General features: G+C 60.5%; 13 protein-coding genes. 9 read left to right on the forward strand and 4 right to left on the reverse strand.

Translation table 11 applies throughout. The annotated features are described in order from the left end of the window. Nucleotides 1-75 precede the first annotated feature (75 nt). The 3 genes from ACI512_RS07205 to cysN all read left to right on the forward strand — a co-directional run bounded on the left by ACI512_RS07205 (nucleotide 76) and on the right by cysN (nucleotide 3,796). A complete protein-coding gene (locus ACI512_RS07205; protein ID WP_012722131.1) occupies nucleotides 76-834 on the forward strand; it encodes a Nif3-like dinuclear metal center hexameric protein in 759 nt (252 codons plus the stop codon). 136 nt (nucleotides 835-970) lie between these two features. After that, on the forward strand, nucleotides 971-1,888 hold the full coding sequence (gene cysD, locus ACI512_RS07210; RefSeq protein WP_012722132.1) for a sulfate adenylyltransferase subunit CysD: 918 nt from the start codon (nucleotides 971-973) through the stop codon (nucleotides 1,886-1,888). 9 nt (nucleotides 1,889-1,897) lie between these two features. After that, a complete protein-coding gene (cysN, locus tag ACI512_RS07215; RefSeq protein ID WP_012722133.1) occupies nucleotides 1,898-3,796 on the forward strand; it encodes a sulfate adenylyltransferase subunit CysN in 1,899 nt (632 codons plus the stop codon). A 174-nt stretch (nucleotides 3,797-3,970) separates the two neighbouring features. On the opposite strand, the gene ACI512_RS07220 is transcribed toward cysN, so the two are convergent. From ACI512_RS07220 to ACI512_RS07230, 3 genes are all read right to left on the reverse strand, one after another. Next, nucleotides 3,971-4,870 (reverse strand): acyltransferase, encoded by a 900-nt coding sequence (locus tag ACI512_RS07220; protein WP_064054714.1) that lies wholly within the window; start codon nucleotides 4,868-4,870, stop codon nucleotides 3,971-3,973. Then, nucleotides 4,871-6,970 (reverse strand): phosphate acetyltransferase, encoded by a 2,100-nt coding sequence (pta, locus tag ACI512_RS07225; protein WP_012722135.1) that lies wholly within the window; start codon nucleotides 6,968-6,970, stop codon nucleotides 4,871-4,873. It lies immediately after the preceding gene. 79 nt (nucleotides 6,971-7,049) lie between these two features. Beyond that, a complete protein-coding gene (locus ACI512_RS07230) occupies nucleotides 7,050-7,340 on the reverse strand; it encodes a DUF3565 domain-containing protein (protein WP_405121885.1) in 291 nt (96 codons plus the stop codon). Here ACI512_RS07230 and ACI512_RS07235 point away from each other — a divergent pair. Next, nucleotides 7,339-7,824: a peptidylprolyl isomerase gene (locus ACI512_RS07235; RefSeq protein WP_012722137.1), complete on the forward strand. Its 486-nt coding sequence runs from the start codon at nucleotides 7,339-7,341 to the stop codon at nucleotides 7,822-7,824. The genes ACI512_RS07230 and ACI512_RS07235 overlap by 2 nt on opposite strands. A 359-nt stretch (nucleotides 7,825-8,183) precedes the next feature. Here the strand turns inward: ACI512_RS07235 and rpsT are convergent, their stop codons facing one another. Further along, on the reverse strand, nucleotides 8,184-8,462 hold the full coding sequence (gene rpsT / locus ACI512_RS07240; protein WP_003188401.1) for a 30S ribosomal protein S20: 279 nt from the start codon (nucleotides 8,460-8,462) through the stop codon (nucleotides 8,184-8,186). A gap of 253 nt (nucleotides 8,463-8,715) precedes the next feature. Between rpsT and murJ the strand changes: the two genes are divergently transcribed. From murJ to fkpB, 5 genes are all read left to right on the forward strand, one after another. After that, nucleotides 8,716-10,254, forward strand: a complete 1,539-nt coding sequence (murJ, locus tag ACI512_RS07245) for a murein biosynthesis integral membrane protein MurJ (RefSeq protein WP_012722138.1) — start codon at nucleotides 8,716-8,718, stop codon at nucleotides 10,252-10,254. A 119-nt stretch (nucleotides 10,255-10,373) separates the two neighbouring features. Continuing rightward, nucleotides 10,374-11,312 (forward strand): bifunctional riboflavin kinase/FAD synthetase, encoded by a 939-nt coding sequence (gene ribF / locus ACI512_RS07250; protein ID WP_010213269.1) that lies wholly within the window; start codon nucleotides 10,374-10,376, stop codon nucleotides 11,310-11,312. A 14-nt stretch (nucleotides 11,313-11,326) separates the two neighbouring features. Then, nucleotides 11,327-14,158: an isoleucine--tRNA ligase gene (gene ileS / locus ACI512_RS07255; RefSeq protein WP_236379148.1), complete on the forward strand. Its 2,832-nt coding sequence runs from the start codon at nucleotides 11,327-11,329 to the stop codon at nucleotides 14,156-14,158. Then, complete coding sequence (lspA, locus tag ACI512_RS07260) at nucleotides 14,151-14,663, forward strand: signal peptidase II (RefSeq protein WP_012722140.1); 513 nt, start codon at nucleotides 14,151-14,153, stop codon at nucleotides 14,661-14,663. The genes ileS and lspA overlap by 8 nt, the downstream gene beginning before the upstream one ends. A gap of 7 nt (nucleotides 14,664-14,670) precedes the next feature. Continuing rightward, on the forward strand, nucleotides 14,671-15,108 hold the full coding sequence (gene fkpB / locus ACI512_RS07265) for an FKBP-type peptidyl-prolyl cis-trans isomerase (RefSeq protein WP_173390393.1): 438 nt from the start codon (nucleotides 14,671-14,673) through the stop codon (nucleotides 15,106-15,108). Nucleotides 15,109-15,214: the final 106 nt, after the last annotated feature.

Consider the following 15,214-nt stretch of genomic DNA (forward strand, 5'->3'; position numbering starts at 1 on the left):
GGCGTGAGAGCGCCCATAATGTCGCGCATTATACGAGGCTGCGACGCCTGCGAACGGGATATTTAGGAGTCTTTTATGGCCGTCCCCCTTACCACCCTCGTCGAGGAAGCAGACCGCTACCTCGGCAGTGCAAAAATTGCCGATTATTGCCCCAATGGCTTGCAAGTCGAAGGGCGCCCGCAAGTGATGCGCATCGTCAGCGGCGTGACCGCCAGCCAAGCCCTGCTGGACGCGGCCGTCGAGGCCCAGGCCGACCTGATCCTGGTGCACCACGGTTATTTCTGGAAGGGCGAAAACCCCTGTATTACCGGCATGAAGCAGCGCCGCCTGAAGACGCTGCTCAAGCACGACATCAGTCTGTTGGCCTACCACCTGCCGCTGGACCTGCACCCCGACGTCGGCAACAACGTGCAACTCGCTCGCCAGCTGGACATCACCGTCGAAGGCCCGTTGGACCCGAGCAACCCCAAAATCGTCGGCCTGGTCGGCTCCCTTGCCGAGCCCCTGTCGCCCCGCGACTTCGCCCGCCGCGTGCAGGACGTCATGGGGCGCGAGCCGCTGCTGATCGAAGGCAGCGAGATGATTCGTCGCGTCGGTTGGTGCACCGGCGGTGGCCAGGGCTACATCGACGATGCGATTGCGGCCGGTGTCGACCTGTTCCTCAGCGGCGAGGCTTCCGAGCAGACTTTCCACAGCGCCCGCGAAAACGACATCAGCTTCATCGCCGCCGGTCACCATGCCACTGAGCGCTACGGCGTACAGGCGCTGGGCGATTACCTGGCACGGCGCTTCGCCCTTGAGCACCTGTTCATCGATTGCCCCAACCCGATTTGAGGGCCAAACCTGGGGGCATATTCATATACCGTTTCGATCTAGCTAGCGCCCTGAATAGAAGCAGGTGCTGTGCTAGCATGCCCCGCTCGAACACGGCCCGCTGGCCGTCCATAAGATCGTTTTTCCGTGAGTAACCATGGTCGACAAACTGACGCATCTGAAACAGCTGGAGGCGGAAAGCATCCACATCATCCGCGAGGTCGCCGCCGAGTTCGATAACCCGGTGATGCTCTACTCGATCGGTAAAGACTCCGCCGTGATGCTGCACCTGGCGCGCAAGGCCTTTTTCCCGGGCAAATTGCCGTTCCCAGTGATGCACGTCGACACCCGCTGGAAATTCCAGGAGATGTACACGTTCCGCGACAAAATGGTCGAAGAGCTGGGCCTGGACCTGATTACCCACGTCAACCCGGACGGCGTGGCACAGGGCATTAACCCGTTCACCCACGGCAGCGCCAAGCACACCGATATCATGAAGACCGAAGGCCTTAAGCAGGCCCTGGACAAACATGGTTTCGACGCAGCCTTTGGCGGTGCCCGTCGCGATGAAGAGAAATCCCGCGCCAAAGAGCGCGTGTACTCGTTCCGCGACAGCAAGCACCGCTGGGACCCGAAAAACCAGCGCCCCGAGCTGTGGAACGTCTACAACGGCAACGTCAACAAGGGTGAGTCCATCCGCGTGTTCCCGCTGTCCAACTGGACCGAGCTGGACATCTGGCAGTACATCTACCTGGAAGGCATCCCGATCGTACCGCTGTACTTCGCCGCCGAACGCGACGTGATCGAGAAGAACGGCACGTTGATCATGATCGACGACGACCGCATCCTCGAGCACCTGTCCGACGAAGACAAAGCCCGTATCGTCAAAAAGAAAGTCCGTTTCCGTACCCTTGGCTGCTACCCGTTGACGGGCGCGGTGGAGTCCGAAGCCGAGACGCTGACGGACATCATTCAGGAAATGCTCCTGACGCGAACTTCCGAGCGCCAGGGCCGTGTCATCGACCACGATGGCGCCGGCTCAATGGAAGATAAAAAACGTCAAGGCTATTTCTAAGGGGCTGTCATGTCGCATCAATCTGATTTGATCAGCGAGGACATCCTCGCCTACCTGGGCCAGCACGAGCGCAAGGAAATGTTGCGCTTCCTGACCTGCGGCAACGTCGACGACGGCAAGAGCACCCTGATCGGGCGCCTGCTGCACGACTCCAAGATGATCTACGAAGATCACCTGGAAGCCATCACCCGCGATTCGAAAAAATCCGGTACCACCGGTGACGATATCGACCTGGCCTTGCTGGTCGACGGGCTTCAGGCCGAGCGTGAGCAAGGCATCACCATCGATGTCGCCTACCGCTACTTCTCCACCGCCAAGCGCAAATTCATCATCGCCGACACCCCCGGCCATGAGCAGTACACCCGCAACATGGCCACCGGTGCGTCCACCTGTGACCTGGCGATCATCCTGATCGACGCCCGCTACGGCGTGCAGACCCAGACCCGTCGCCACAGCTTTATCGCCTCGTTGCTGGGCATCAAACATATCGTGGTGGCCGTCAACAAGATGGACATCAATGGCTTCGACCAAAGCGTATTCGAGCAGATCAAGGCCGATTACCTGAAGTTCGCCGACGGTATCGCCTTCAAGCCGAGCACCCTGGCCTTCGTGCCGATGTCGGCGCTCAAGGGCGACAACGTGGTGAACAAGAGCGAGCGTTCGCCCTGGTACACCGGGCAGTCACTGATGGAAATTCTCGAAACCGTCGAGATCGCCAACGACCGCAACTACACCGACCTGCGTTTCCCGGTGCAGTACGTCAACCGTCCGAACCTGAACTTCCGTGGTTTTGCCGGCACCCTGGCCAGCGGCATCGTGCACAAGGGCGACGAAGTCGTGGTGCTGCCGTCGGGCAAGAGCAGCCGCGTCAAATCCATCGTCACCTTTGAAGGTGAGTTGGAGCACGCAGGCCCCGGCCAGGCCGTGACCCTGACCATGGAAGACGAGATCGACATCTCCCGTGGCGACCTGCTGGTGCATGCCGACAATGTGCCGCAAGTGACCGACGCCTTCGACGCCATGCTGGTGTGGATGGCCGAAGAACCGATGCTGCCGGGCAAGAAATACGACATCAAACGCGCCACCAGCTACGTGCCGGGTTCCATCACCAGCATCGTGCACCGTGTGGATGTGAACACCCTGGCCGAAGGTCCGGCGAGTTCGCTGCAGTTGAACGAGATCGGCCGGGTCAAGGTCAGCCTCGACGCGGCCATCGCCCTCGACGGCTACGACAGTAACCGCACTACGGGCGCGTTCATTGTCATCGACCGTCTGACCAATGGCACTGTGGCTGCGGGCATGATCATCGCGCCGCCGGTCACTCACGGCAGCTCGGCGCAGCACGGCAAGTTGGCCCACGTGGCCACCGAAGAGCGCGCCCTGCGCTTCGGTCAGCAACCGGCCACCGTGTTGTTCAGCGGCCTGTCCGGCGCGGGCAAGAGCACCTTGGCCTACGCGGTCGAGCGTAAGCTGTTCGACATGGGCCGCGCGGTGTTCGTGCTGGATGGCCAGAACCTGCGTCATGACCTGAACAAGGGCTTGCCGCAGGACCGTGCCGGGCGTACCGAGAACTGGCGTCGTGCCGCTCACGTGGCGCGTCAGTTCAACGAAGCGGGCCTGCTGACTCTGGCTGCGTTTGTGGCACCGGACGCCGAAGGCCGTGAACAGGCCAAGGCGCTGATCGGCGGCGACCGTCTGCTGACGGTCTACGTGCAAGCATCGCCGCTGGTGTGCGCCGAGCGTGACCCGCAAGGCTTGTACGCCGCTGGTGGGGATAACATCCCTGGCGAATCCTTCCCGTACGACGTGCCGTTGAATGCCGACCTGGTGATCGACACCCAGGCCCTGTCGTTGGAAGAGAGTGTCAAGCAAGTGCTGGAGCTGTTGCGTCAGCGCGGCGCGATCTAAACCTCGCGGCCACAAAAAAGCCCGCCACCGATTGATCGGTGGCGGGCTTTTTACAGTCTAGAGATCGGGCTCGGTCAAGTGTGGGAGGGGGCTTGCTGCCGATAGCGGTGTATCAGTAACAGCTGTACTGGCTGACACGCCGCCATCGTGAGCAAGCGCCCTCCCACAGGGTGATCATCGTTTGCCTGGGAATTCTGTGTGCAGTTTCTCCAGCAACTGATCCTTGTCTTCCCACAACCGATTGATCCAGCCCTGGAACGCCAACCGATACTCCCCATCCTGCTCATAATTCTTGCCGATAAACTCGGCCGGAATCTGCACCTCTTCGAACTGCACCACCACGTCCTTCACATTGCCACACAGCAAATCCCAATACCCTGGACGCCCGGCCGGGTAGTGGATGGTCACGTTCACCAGTGACTTCAATTGCTCACCCATGGCATCCAGCACAAACGCGATACCGCCAGCCTTAGGCTTGAGCAGGTAGCGAAACGGCGAATTCTGTTGGGCGTGTTTGCCCGGTGTAAACCGGGTGCCTTCAGCAAAGTTGAAGATACCCACAGGGTTGTCGCGAAACTTCGCACAGGTCTTGCGGGTAGTTTCCAGGTCTTTGCCTTTCTTCTCCGGGTGCTTTTCCAGGTAAGCCTTGGTATAGCGCTTCATAAAAGGGAAGCCCAGCGCCCACCACGCCAGGCCAATCACCGGCACCCAGATCAGCTCCTGCTTGAGGAAAAACTTCAACGGGCGAATCCGGCGGTTCAGCACGTATTGCAGCACCATGATGTCGACCCAGCTCTGGTGGTTGCTGGTCACCAGGTACGAATGCTGATAGTCCAGTCCTTCAAGCCCGGTCAGGTGCCAGCGGGTGCGGCGTACCAGGTTCATCCAGCCCTTGTTGTTGGTCACCCACGCCTCATGGGTGTGGTTCATCAGCCATTCGCTGAAGCGCTTGGCGAACGGCAGCGCCTTGAACAGCGCCACGATAAACAGGAACGAACAGAGCAGGATCGTATTCAGCGCCAGCAACAGCGAAGCAATCACCCCGCGCACGGCGGCAGGTAGAAAATCCAGCATTTAGATATCCATAGGTCGGTTGGCGGCTTGGATCGCAGTCAGTGCGATGGTGTACACGATGTCATCCACCTGGGCGCCACGCGGCAGGTCGTTGACCGGTTTGCGTAGGCCCTGGAGCATTGGCCCCAGGCTCACGCAATCGGCGCTGCGCTGCACGGCCTTGTGGGTGGTGTTGCCAGTGTTCAGGTCGGGGAACACAAACACCGTGGCCTTGCCCGCCACCAGGCTGTTGGGCGCCAGTTGCCGGGCGACCGTCTCGTTGGCGGCGGCGTCGTATTGCAGCGGGCCGTCGATCAGCAGCGAGCTTTGTTGTTCGTGGGCGAGCAGGGTGGCTTCGCGGACTTTTTCCACTTCCTCGCCGCTGGCCGAATCGCCGCTGGAGTAGCTGATCATCGCCACGCGCGGAGTGATGCCGAACGCGGCCGCCGAGTCGGCGCTTTGCAGGGCGATTTCCGCCAGTTCGGCGGCGCTCGGGTGTGGGTTCATCACGCAATCGCCGTACACCAGTACCTGCTCGGGGAACAGCATGAAGAACACCGACGATACCAGCGTGCAGCCGGGAGCGGTCTTGATCAACTGCAGGGCAGGGCGGATGGTGTTGGCGGTGGAGTGAATGACGCCGGAGACCAGGCCATCCACTTCATCCAGTGCGAGCATCATGGTGGCAATCACCACGGTGTCTTCCAATTGCTGCTCGGCCATCGGCGCGTTGAGGCTCTTGCTCTTGCGCAAGGCGACCATCGGCTCGACGTAACGCTGGCGAATCAGGTCCGGGTCGAGGATCTCCAGGCCTTCGGGCAGTTCGATACCCTGGGCGCGGGCGACCGCTTCCACGTCCGCAGGCTTGGCCAGCAGCACGCAACGGGCAATGCCCCGCGCCTGGCAGATGGCGGCGGCTTGCACGGTCAGCGGCTCGCTGCCTTCGGGCAATACGATGCGCTTGTTGGCCGCCTGGGCGCGTTGGATCAGCTGGTAACGGAACACCGCCGGTGACAGGCGCATTTCCCGTGGCGTGCCGCAGCGTTGGTGTAGCCAGCGGGCATCGAGGTGGCTGGCGACGAAGTCAGTGATGATCTCCGCGCGCTCGCGGTCATCAATCGGGATTTCTTTGTTGAGGCTGTTGAGCTGGTTGGCGGTGTCGTAGGAGCCGGTGCTCACCGACAGCACCGGCAGCCCGGCCTGGAACGCGCCGCGACACAGGTCCATGATGCGCGGGTCGGGCAGGGTGTCGCTGGTCAGTAGCAAGCCGGCCAGGGGCACGCCGTTGATCGCGGCCAGGCTGACGGCGAGGATGATGTCGTCGCGGTCGCCGGGCGTCACCACCAGCACGCCAGGCTTGAGCAATTCCACGGTATTACGCATGGTGCGGGCGCAGATGATGATTTTGGTCATGCGCCGGGTTTCGTAGTCGCCGGCGTTGAGAATCTGGGCGCCCATCAGGTCAGCCACATCGCGGGTGCGCGGTGCATTGAGTTCCGGCTGGTAGGGAATGCAGCCGAGCAGGCGGAAGTCGCCGCTGCGCAACAGCGGCGAATGCTCTTTGAGGCGTGCCGAGAAGGCTTCCATGCTTTCTTCGGTGCGCACCTTGTTAAGAATCACACCGAGTACTTTCGGATCCTTTGGGCCGCCGAACAGTTGCGCCTGCAATTCCACGCGGCCGGACAGTTCTGTGAGCACTTCGTTTTCCGGGGCGGACACCAGGATCACTTCCGCATCCAGGCTCTTGGCCAGGTGCAGGTTGACCCGCGCCGCATAGCTGGCGTTGCGCGTGGGCACCATGCCTTCGACGATCAGCACGTCCTTGCCCACCGCGGCTTGCTGGTACAGCGTGATGATTTCTTCGAGCAGTTCGTCGAGTTGGCCGTCGCCGAGCATGCGCTCTACGTGGGCCAGGCCCAGGGGCTGAGGCGGCTTGAGGCCGTGGGTGCGCGCCACCAGTTCGGTGGAACGCTCAGGGCCGGTATCGCCGGGATGCGGCTGGGCAATCGGCTTGAAAAAGCCGACTTTCAGCCCGGCCCGTTCAAGGGTGCGCACCAGCCCAAGGCTGATGGAGGTCAGACCCACACCAAAATCGGTGGGCGCGATAAAAAAAGTCTGCATGCGAATTCTCTGAAGGTGCATGGCTTCGGTGAGGTTCTATGTTTGAACATCTACCGGGAATCAGGCGCCAAGGTTATCGTTATTCGCGCGCTTGCGCACACCAGCCGCAGGCAAAGGGCTGGCCTATTTTTTCAAGGCGTTGCACGGGGTCGAGCACCCAGGCGCGTGCCTGCCAGGGTGGCTGGTGGCGTAGATGCTGGGTGTGGCCGCAGGACAGCTCGGCGACCCAGTGCTGGTCGGCGTCCTGGCGGAATCCGAGGATGAAGGAGGCCATTGATCGGTCCCGTCCGTCCGGGTTCTGTTCGCTTTCGGGCAAATCCTTGTTTAGACTTGTCCGTTCTTCATTCTTATGCAAAAGGTCTCGCCCCATGACGATCGCCGCTAACAAGGCTGTCTCCATCGACTATACCCTGACCAACGACGCTGGTGAGGTCATCGACAGCTCCGCCGGCGGCGCGCCGCTGGTCTACCTGCAAGGCGCAGGTAACATCATCCCAGGCCTGGAGAAGGCGCTGGAAGGCAAACAAGTGGGTGATGAGCTGACTGTGGCCGTAGAACCTGAAGATGCCTATGGCGAGTACTCGGCCGAACTGGTCAGCACCCTGAGCCGCAGCATGTTTGAAGGCGTTGACGAGCTGGAAGTCGGCATGCAGTTCCACGCCTCCGCGCCGGACGGCCAAATGCAGATCGTCACCATCCGTGACCTGGACGGCGATGACGTGACCGTTGACGGCAACCACCCGCTGGCTGGCCAGCGCCTGAACTTCCAAGTGAAGATCGTTGCCATCCGCGACGCTTCCCAAGAAGAAGTGGCTCACGGCCACGTGCACGGCGAAGGCGGTCATCACCATTGATCGCGGTTTGATCAATAGGTAACAAAAACGCCCCGACTGGTTCGGGGCGTTTTTTTTTGCCTGTGTTTTTTGGTTGACTGATTTCCAGTGGTGAGCGGGCTTTTTGTGGTGAGCGGGCTTGCCCCGCGCTGGGGCGCGAAGCGGCCCTAAAACCTGAGATTGGGTTCTGTCTGGAGGAACGCGTTGAATGTATTGGGACTGCTGCGCAGCCCAGCGCGGGGCAAGCCCGCTCACCACAAAAAAGCCGCCGATCCAGGAAGGGGGGTATTTTCAGGCACAAACAAAAATGCCCCGGACCTTTCGGTACGGGGCATTTCTTAACTGTTGCACAACCTGGGCTGCGCGGCAGTTGTTACCACTTAGGCTGCAGCAGGAACGCTCAGAGCCTTGATGTGGCCATTCAGGCGGCTCTTATGGCGAGCGGCCTTGTTCTTGTGGATGATGCCTTTATCGGCCATACGGTCGATAACCGGCACTGCCAGAACGTAAGCAGCTTGGGCTTTTTCAGCGTCTTTGGTGTCGATGGCTTTAACTACATTCTTGATGTAGGTACGAACCATGGAACGCAGGCTGGCGTTGTGGCTGCGACGCTTCTCAGCCTGTTTTGCACGTTTTTTGGCGGAAGGTGTGTTGGCCACCGTCGAGCTCCTCGAAAGACTTTTTAGGAAATAGCAAACAAAATAGGCCGCGAATCATGCCGATGACTTGATGGGTTGTCAAGAGCGGCTGATGCGAACTGCTGAGTGGTCGATCTGAAGAGGCGGGTGATTTATTTCCGGCGCTTGACCTGTAAACTCGCGAGCTTTGGCTCTGTGCTGTTGCAGGCGCGCAGTATCGCATAAGTAGGCGCTTAGTTCGCCTGCTCTTTATCTATAGGCGCAAACTCTTTCAATGAATCTGCTCAAATCGTTGGCTGCCGTCAGCTCTATCACGATGATCTCCCGGGTTTTGGGGTTTGTGCGTGACACCCTGCTGGCGCGCATTTTTGGCGCCAGCATGGCCACGGATGCCTTCTTTATTGCATTTAAATTGCCCAACCTGCTGCGGCGGATCTTCGCCGAAGGCGCGTTTTCCCAGGCATTCGTGCCGATCCTGGCCGAATACAAGACCCAGCAGGGCGAGGAGGCGACCCGCACGTTTATTGCCTACGTCTCGGGCCTGCTGACCCTGGTGCTGATGCTGGTGACCGTCCTTGGCATGCTCGCCGCGCCCTGGGTGATCTGGGCCACGGCCCCCGGTTTTGCCAATACGCCGGAAAAATTCGCACTGACCACTGATCTGCTGCGTGTGACCTTTCCTTATATATTGCTGATCTCTCTGTCATCCCTGGCCGGGGCGATCCTCAATACCTGGAACCGTTTCTCGGTGCCGGCGTTTGTGCCGACGCTGCTGAACGTCAGCATGATCATCTTCGCGCTGTTCCTGACGCCGTATTTCGATCCGCCGGTAATGGCGCTGGGCTGGGCCGTACTGGCTGGCGGCCTGGCGCAATTGCTCTACCAACTGCCACATCTAAAAAAGATCGGCATGCTTGTACTGCCGCGCCTGAACCTCAAAGACACCGGCGTGTGGCGTGTCATGCGCAATATGCTGCCGGCGATCCTCGGCGTGTCGGTCAGCCAGATTTCGCTGATCATTAACACGGCGTTCGCTTCGCTGCTGGTGTCCGGCTCGGTGTCGTGGATGTACTACGCCGATCGCCTGATGGAGTTGCCGTCCGGCGTGCTTGGCGTGGCACTGGGCACGATCCTGCTGCCGACCCTGGCGCGCACCTATGCCAGCAAAGACCGCCAGGAATACTCACGCATCCTCGATTGGGGCCTGCGCCTATGTTTTGTACTGGTGCTGCCGTGTGCGCTGGCGCTCGGGATCCTGGCCGAGCCGTTGACCGTGTCGCTGTTCCAATACGGCCAGTTCGATGCCCATGACGCCTTGATGACGCAGCACGCGCTGGTCGCTTATTCCGTCGGTCTGCTCGGCATTATCGTGATCAAAGTACTGGCCCCCGGCTTTTATGCCCAGCAAAACATCCGTACGCCGGTCAAAATCGCGATTTTCACGCTGATCGTCACGCAACTGCTCAACCTGGTGTTTATCGGTCCTTTGGCCCACGCCGGCCTGGCCCTGGCCATCAGTGCCGGTGCGTGCATCAACGCCGGGCTGTTGTTCTACCAACTGCGCAAACAGCAAATGTTCCAGCCTCAGCCAGGCTGGGGGATGTTCGCCCTCAAGCTGTTGGTGGCGGTGGGCGCGATGTCGGCAGTGTTGCTTGGCCTGATGCATTTCATGCCCGCCTGGGACGAAGGCCATATGCTGGAGCGCTTCCTGCGCCTTGGCGTGCTGGTAGTCGCCGGTGTGGTGGTGTACTTCGGGATGTTGCTGCTGCAAGGCTTCCGCCTGCGCGATTTCAATCGCAAGTCACTGAGCTAGAGAGTTTGCCGCGATAAAACCGTTGTTTTATCGATTCGATCCATTTGGCCTGTGCTGTTGCCTGTCGTCCGAGGCCGGGTGTGGTTATAATCGACCACTTTATGAGCAAGAAGCGCGTTATGCAGCTGGTTCGAGGTCTCCACAACCTGCGCCCCGAGCATCGGGGCTGCGTCGCCACTATTGGCAACTTTGACGGTGTTCACCGTGGCCACCAGGCTATCCTGGCCAGGCTGCGCGAGCGTGCGGTCGAGTTGGGCGTGCCCAGCTGCGTGGTGATTTTCGAACCGCAGCCGCGGGAATACTTCACGCCCGAGACAGCGCCGGCCCGGCTCGCACGTCTCAGAGACAAGCTGCAACTGCTGGCTGAAGAGGGTGTAGACCGCGTTCTCTGCCTGGCTTTTAACCAGCGTTTGCAAAGCCTGAGCGCTGCCGAGTTCGTCGACCGCATCCTCGTCGATGGCCTGGGTGTGCAGCATTTGGAGGTCGGTGACGACTTCCGCTTTGGTTGTGACCGCGTCGGGGATTTCGATTTCCTGCAGCATGCCGGCGTCAACCAGGGGTTTACCGTCGAAGCCGCGCAAACCGTCGAACTGGACGGCCTGCGCGTGAGCAGTACCCAGGTGCGTAACGCCCTGGCCGCTGCCGACTTCGCTTTGGCCGAGCGGTTGCTCGGCCGCCCGTTCCGCATTGCCGGACGGGTCCTGCACGGCCAGAAGCTGGCGCGCCAATTGGGCACGCCAACCGCCAACGTGCAACTCAAGCGCCGCCGTGTGCCGCTGACCGGGGTTTACCTGGTGAGCGTCGACATCGACGGCCAATCGTGGCCGGGAGTCGCCAATATAGGCGTCAGGCCCACGGTTGCAGGTGATGGCAAGGCCCACCTGGAAGTGCATCTGTTGGATTTTGCCGGTGATCTGTATGACCGGCGTTTGACGGTGGTTTTCCACCAGAAGCTGCGTGAAGAGCAGCGTTTCGCCTCCCTTGAGGCGTTGAAAACGGCGATCAATGCGGATGTCGCCGCCGCCCGTGCACTAGCCGCACCTAGCGCCCATCGCTAACCGAAGAGCCTTAAATGACCGACTATAAAGCCACGCTAAACCTTCCGGACACCGCCTTCCCAATGAAGGCCGGCCTGCCACAGCGCGAACCGCAGATCCTGCAGCGCTGGGACAGTATTGGCCTGTACGGAAAGTTGCGCGAGATTGGCAAGGATCGTCCGAAATTCGTCCTGCACGACGGCCCTCCTTATGCCAACGGCACGATTCACATCGGTCATGCGCTGAACAAGATTCTCAAGGACATGATCCTGCGCTCGAAGACCCTGTCGGGCTTCGACGCGCCGTATGTTCCGGGTTGGGACTGCCACGGCCTGCCGATCGAACACAAAGTCGAAGTGACCTACGGCAAGAACCTGGGTGCGGATAAAACCCGCGAGCTGTGCCGCGCCTACGCCACTGAGCAGATCGAAGGGCAGAAGTCCGAATTCATCCGCCTCGGCGTGTTGGGCGAGTGGGATAACCCCTACAAGACCATGAACTTCAAGAACGAGGCCGGTGAAATCCGTGCCTTGGCCGAAATCGTCAAAGGCGGTTTTGTGTTCAAGGGCCTAAAGCCCGTGAACTGGTGCTTCGACTGCGGTTCGGCCCTGGCCGAAGCGGAAGTCGAGTACGAAGACAAGAAGTCCTCGACCATCGACGTGGCCTTCCCGGTCGCCGACGACGCCAAGCTGGCCGAGGCCTTTGGCCTGGCAACCCTGAGCAAGCCGGCGGCCATCGTGATCTGGACCACCACCCCGTGGACCATCCCGGCCAACCAAGCGCTGAACGTGCACCCGGAATTCACCTACGCCCTGGTGGACGTCGGTGATCGCCTGCTGGTGCTGGCCGAGGAAATGGTCGAGGCCTGCCTGGCTCGCTACGAACTGCAAGGTTCGGTGATTGCGACCACCACCGGCTCCGCGCTGGAACTGATCAACTTCCGTCACCCGTTCTATGAACGTCTGTCGCCGGTGTACCTGGCGGACTACGTTGAACTGGGCGCCGGCACCGGTATCGTTCACTCCGCGCCAGCTTATGGCGTGGACGACTTCGTGACCTGCAAAGCCTACGGCATGGTCAACGATGACATCCTGAACCCGGTGCAGAGCAATGGTGTGTACGCACCGTCGCTGGAGTTCTTCGGTGGCCAATTCATCTTCAAGGCCAATGATTCGATCATCGACAAGTTGTCGGAAGTCGGTTCGCTGTTGCACACCGAAACCATCAAGCACAGCTACATGCACTGCTGGCGTCACAAGACCCCGCTGATCTATCGCGCCACCGCGCAGTGGTTTATCGGCATGGACAAAGAACCGACCAGTGGCGACACCCTGCGTGTACGCTCGCTCAAGGCCATCGAAGACACCCAGTTTGTCCCGGCCTGGGGCCAGGCGCGCCTGCACTCGATGATCGCCAACCGTCCGGACTGGTGCATCTCCCGCCAGCGTAACTGGGGCGTGCCGATCCCGTTCTTCCTGAACAAGGAAAGCGGCGAGTTGCATCCACGTACCGTTGAGCTGATGGAAGAAGTGGCCCAGCGCGTTGAACTGGAAGGTATCGAAGCCTGGTTCAAAATGGACGCTGCCGAGCTGCTGGGCGATGAAGCGCCGCAGTACGACAAGATCAGCGACACCCTCGACGTATGGTTCGACTCGGGTACCACTCATTGGCACGTGCTGCGCGGCTCGCACCCGATGGGTCACGAAACCGGCCCGCGTGCCGACCTGTACCTGGAAGGCTCCGACCAACACCGTGGCTGGTTCCACTCGTCGCTGCTGACCGGTTGCGCCATCGACAACCACGCGCCGTACCGCGAACTGCTGACCCACGGCTTCACCGTCGACGAGACGGGCCGCAAGATGTCCAAGTCGCTGAAGAACGTGATCGAGCCGAAAAAGATCAACGACACCCTGGGCGCCGACATCATGCGTCTGTGGGTCGCCTCGACCGATTACTCGGGCGAAATCGCCGTGTCCGACCAGATCCTGGCTCGTAGCGCCGATGCCTACCGTCGTATCCGTAATACCGCACGCTTCCTGCTGTCGAACCTGACCGGTTTCAACCCGGCCACCGACATCCTGCCGGCCGAGGACATGCTCGCCCTGGACCGTTGGGCCGTGGACCGTACCCTGTTGCTGCAGCGTGAGTTGCAGGAAAACTACGGCGAATACCGTTTCTGGAACGTGTACTCGAAGATCCACAACTTCTGCGTGCAGGAGCTGGGTGGTTTCTACCTCGACATCATCAAGGACCGCCAGTACACCACCGGCGCCAACAGCAAGGCGCGCCGTTCGGCGCAGACCGCGCTGTACCACATCTCTGAAGCGCTGGTGCGCTGGATCGCGCCGATCCTGGCCTTCACCGCCGACGAACTGTGGGAATACCTGCCGGGCGAGCGTAACGAGTCGGTGATGCTCAACACCTGGTACGAAGGCCTGACCGAACTGCCGGCCGACTTCGAGCTGGGCCGCGAGTACTGGGAAGGCGTGATGGCCGTCAAAGTCGCGGTGAACAAGGAGCTGGAAGTACAGCGTGCGGCCAAGGCCGTCGGTGGCAACCTGCAAGCCGAAGTCACCCTGTTCGCCGAGGAAGGCCTGACTGCCGACCTGGCCAAGCTGAGCAACGAGCTGCGCTTCGTGCTGATCACCTCCACCGCGAGCCTGGCACCCTTTGCCCAGGCCCCGGCGGACGCGGTGGCAACCGAAGTGCCGGGCCTCAAGCTCAAAGTGGTCAAGTCGGCCTTCCCTAAGTGCGCCCGTTGCTGGCACTGCCGCGAAGATGTCGGCGTGAACCCTGAGCATCCGGAAATCTGTGGTCGTTGTGTCGACAACATCTCGGGTGCTGGTGAGGTTCGCCACTATGCCTAACGCTTCCAGCCGTTTCGGACGTTTGGGCTTGCTCGTACTGAGCGTGCTGGTCCTGGTCATCGACCAGGTCAGCAAGGCTCATTTCGAGGGTTCCCTGGAGATGTTCCAGCAAATCGTGGTGATCCCGGATTACTTCAGCTGGACCCTGGCCTACAACACCGGCGCCGCTTTCAGCTTTTTGGCTGACGGCGGTGGCTGGCAGCGCTGGTTGTTTGCTGTGATCGCCTTGGTGGTCAGTGCGGTGCTGGTGGTATGGCTCAAGCGCCTTGGTCGCGATGACACTTGGCTGGCCGTTGCCCTGGCACTGGTGCTGGGCGGCGCGCTGGGCAACCTGTACGACCGCATTGCCTTGGGCCATGTGATCGACTTCATTCTGGTGCATTGGCAGAACCGCCATTACTTCCCGGCGTTCAACTTTGCCGACAGCGCCATCACCGTCGGTGCAATCATGCTGGCGTTGGATATGTTCAAAAGCAAGAAAACCGGAGAGACCGTCAATGACTGATCAGGTATTGGCTGAGCAACGTATCGGCCAGAACACGGAAGTCACTTTGCATTTTGCATTGCGCCTGGAGAATGGCGACACGGTCGACAGCACGTTCGACAAAGCCCCGGCGACCTTCAAGGTCGGTGATGGCAACCTGCTGCCGGGTTTCGAAGCGGCCCTGTTCGGCTTCAAGGCGGGCGACAAGCGCACCTTGCAGATCCTGCCGGAAAACGCCTTTGGCCAGCCCAACCCGCAAAACGTGCAGATCATCCCGCGTTCGCAGTTCCAGGACATGGACTTGTCGGAAGGCCTGCTGGTGATCTTCAACGATGCGGCGAATACCGAGCTGCCCGGTGTGGTGAAAACCTTCGATGACGCGCAAGTGACCATCGACTTCAACCACCCGTTGGCCGGTAAAACCTTGACGTTCGACGTTGAAATCATCGACGTTAAAGCGATCTGATCAACGACGCAGTTCAGAAAATGTGGGAGGGGGCTTGCCCTCGATAGCTGAGTGTCAGTCAGTACATCTGTGACTGACCCACGGCCATCGGGGGTAAGCCCCCTCC

This window comes from Pseudomonas petroselini, from assembly GCF_045037875.1.
Lineage (GTDB): Bacteria > Pseudomonadota > Gammaproteobacteria > Pseudomonadales > Pseudomonadaceae > Aquipseudomonas > Aquipseudomonas petroselini.

Excerpts from the sequence above, each read along its gene's own strand:
- cysD (WP_012722132.1), top strand. The coding sequence starts at position 971 with ATGGTCGACAAACTGACGCATCTGAAACAGCTGGAGGCGGAAAGCATC.
- ileS (WP_236379148.1), top strand. The coding sequence starts at position 11,327 with ATGACCGACTATAAAGCCACGCTAAACCTTCCGGACACCGCCTTCCCA.
- ACI512_RS07205 (WP_012722131.1), top strand. The coding sequence starts at position 76 with ATGGCCGTCCCCCTTACCACCCTCGTCGAGGAAGCAGACCGCTACCTC.
- ACI512_RS07220 (WP_064054714.1), bottom strand. The coding sequence starts at position 4,870 with ATGCTGGATTTTCTACCTGCCGCCGTGCGCGGGGTGATTGCTTCGCTG.
- pta (WP_012722135.1), bottom strand. The coding sequence starts at position 6,970 with ATGCAGACTTTTTTTATCGCGCCCACCGATTTTGGTGTGGGTCTGACC.
- ACI512_RS07235 (WP_012722137.1), top strand. The coding sequence starts at position 7,339 with ATGACGATCGCCGCTAACAAGGCTGTCTCCATCGACTATACCCTGACC.
- cysN (WP_012722133.1), top strand. The coding sequence starts at position 1,898 with ATGTCGCATCAATCTGATTTGATCAGCGAGGACATCCTCGCCTACCTG.
- ACI512_RS07230 (WP_405121885.1), bottom strand. The coding sequence starts at position 7,340 with ATGGGGCGAGACCTTTTGCATAAGAATGAAGAACGGACAAGTCTAAAC.
- lspA (WP_012722140.1), top strand. The coding sequence starts at position 14,151 with ATGCCTAACGCTTCCAGCCGTTTCGGACGTTTGGGCTTGCTCGTACTG.
- ribF (WP_010213269.1), top strand. The coding sequence starts at position 10,374 with ATGCAGCTGGTTCGAGGTCTCCACAACCTGCGCCCCGAGCATCGGGGC.
- murJ (WP_012722138.1), top strand. The coding sequence starts at position 8,716 with ATGAATCTGCTCAAATCGTTGGCTGCCGTCAGCTCTATCACGATGATC.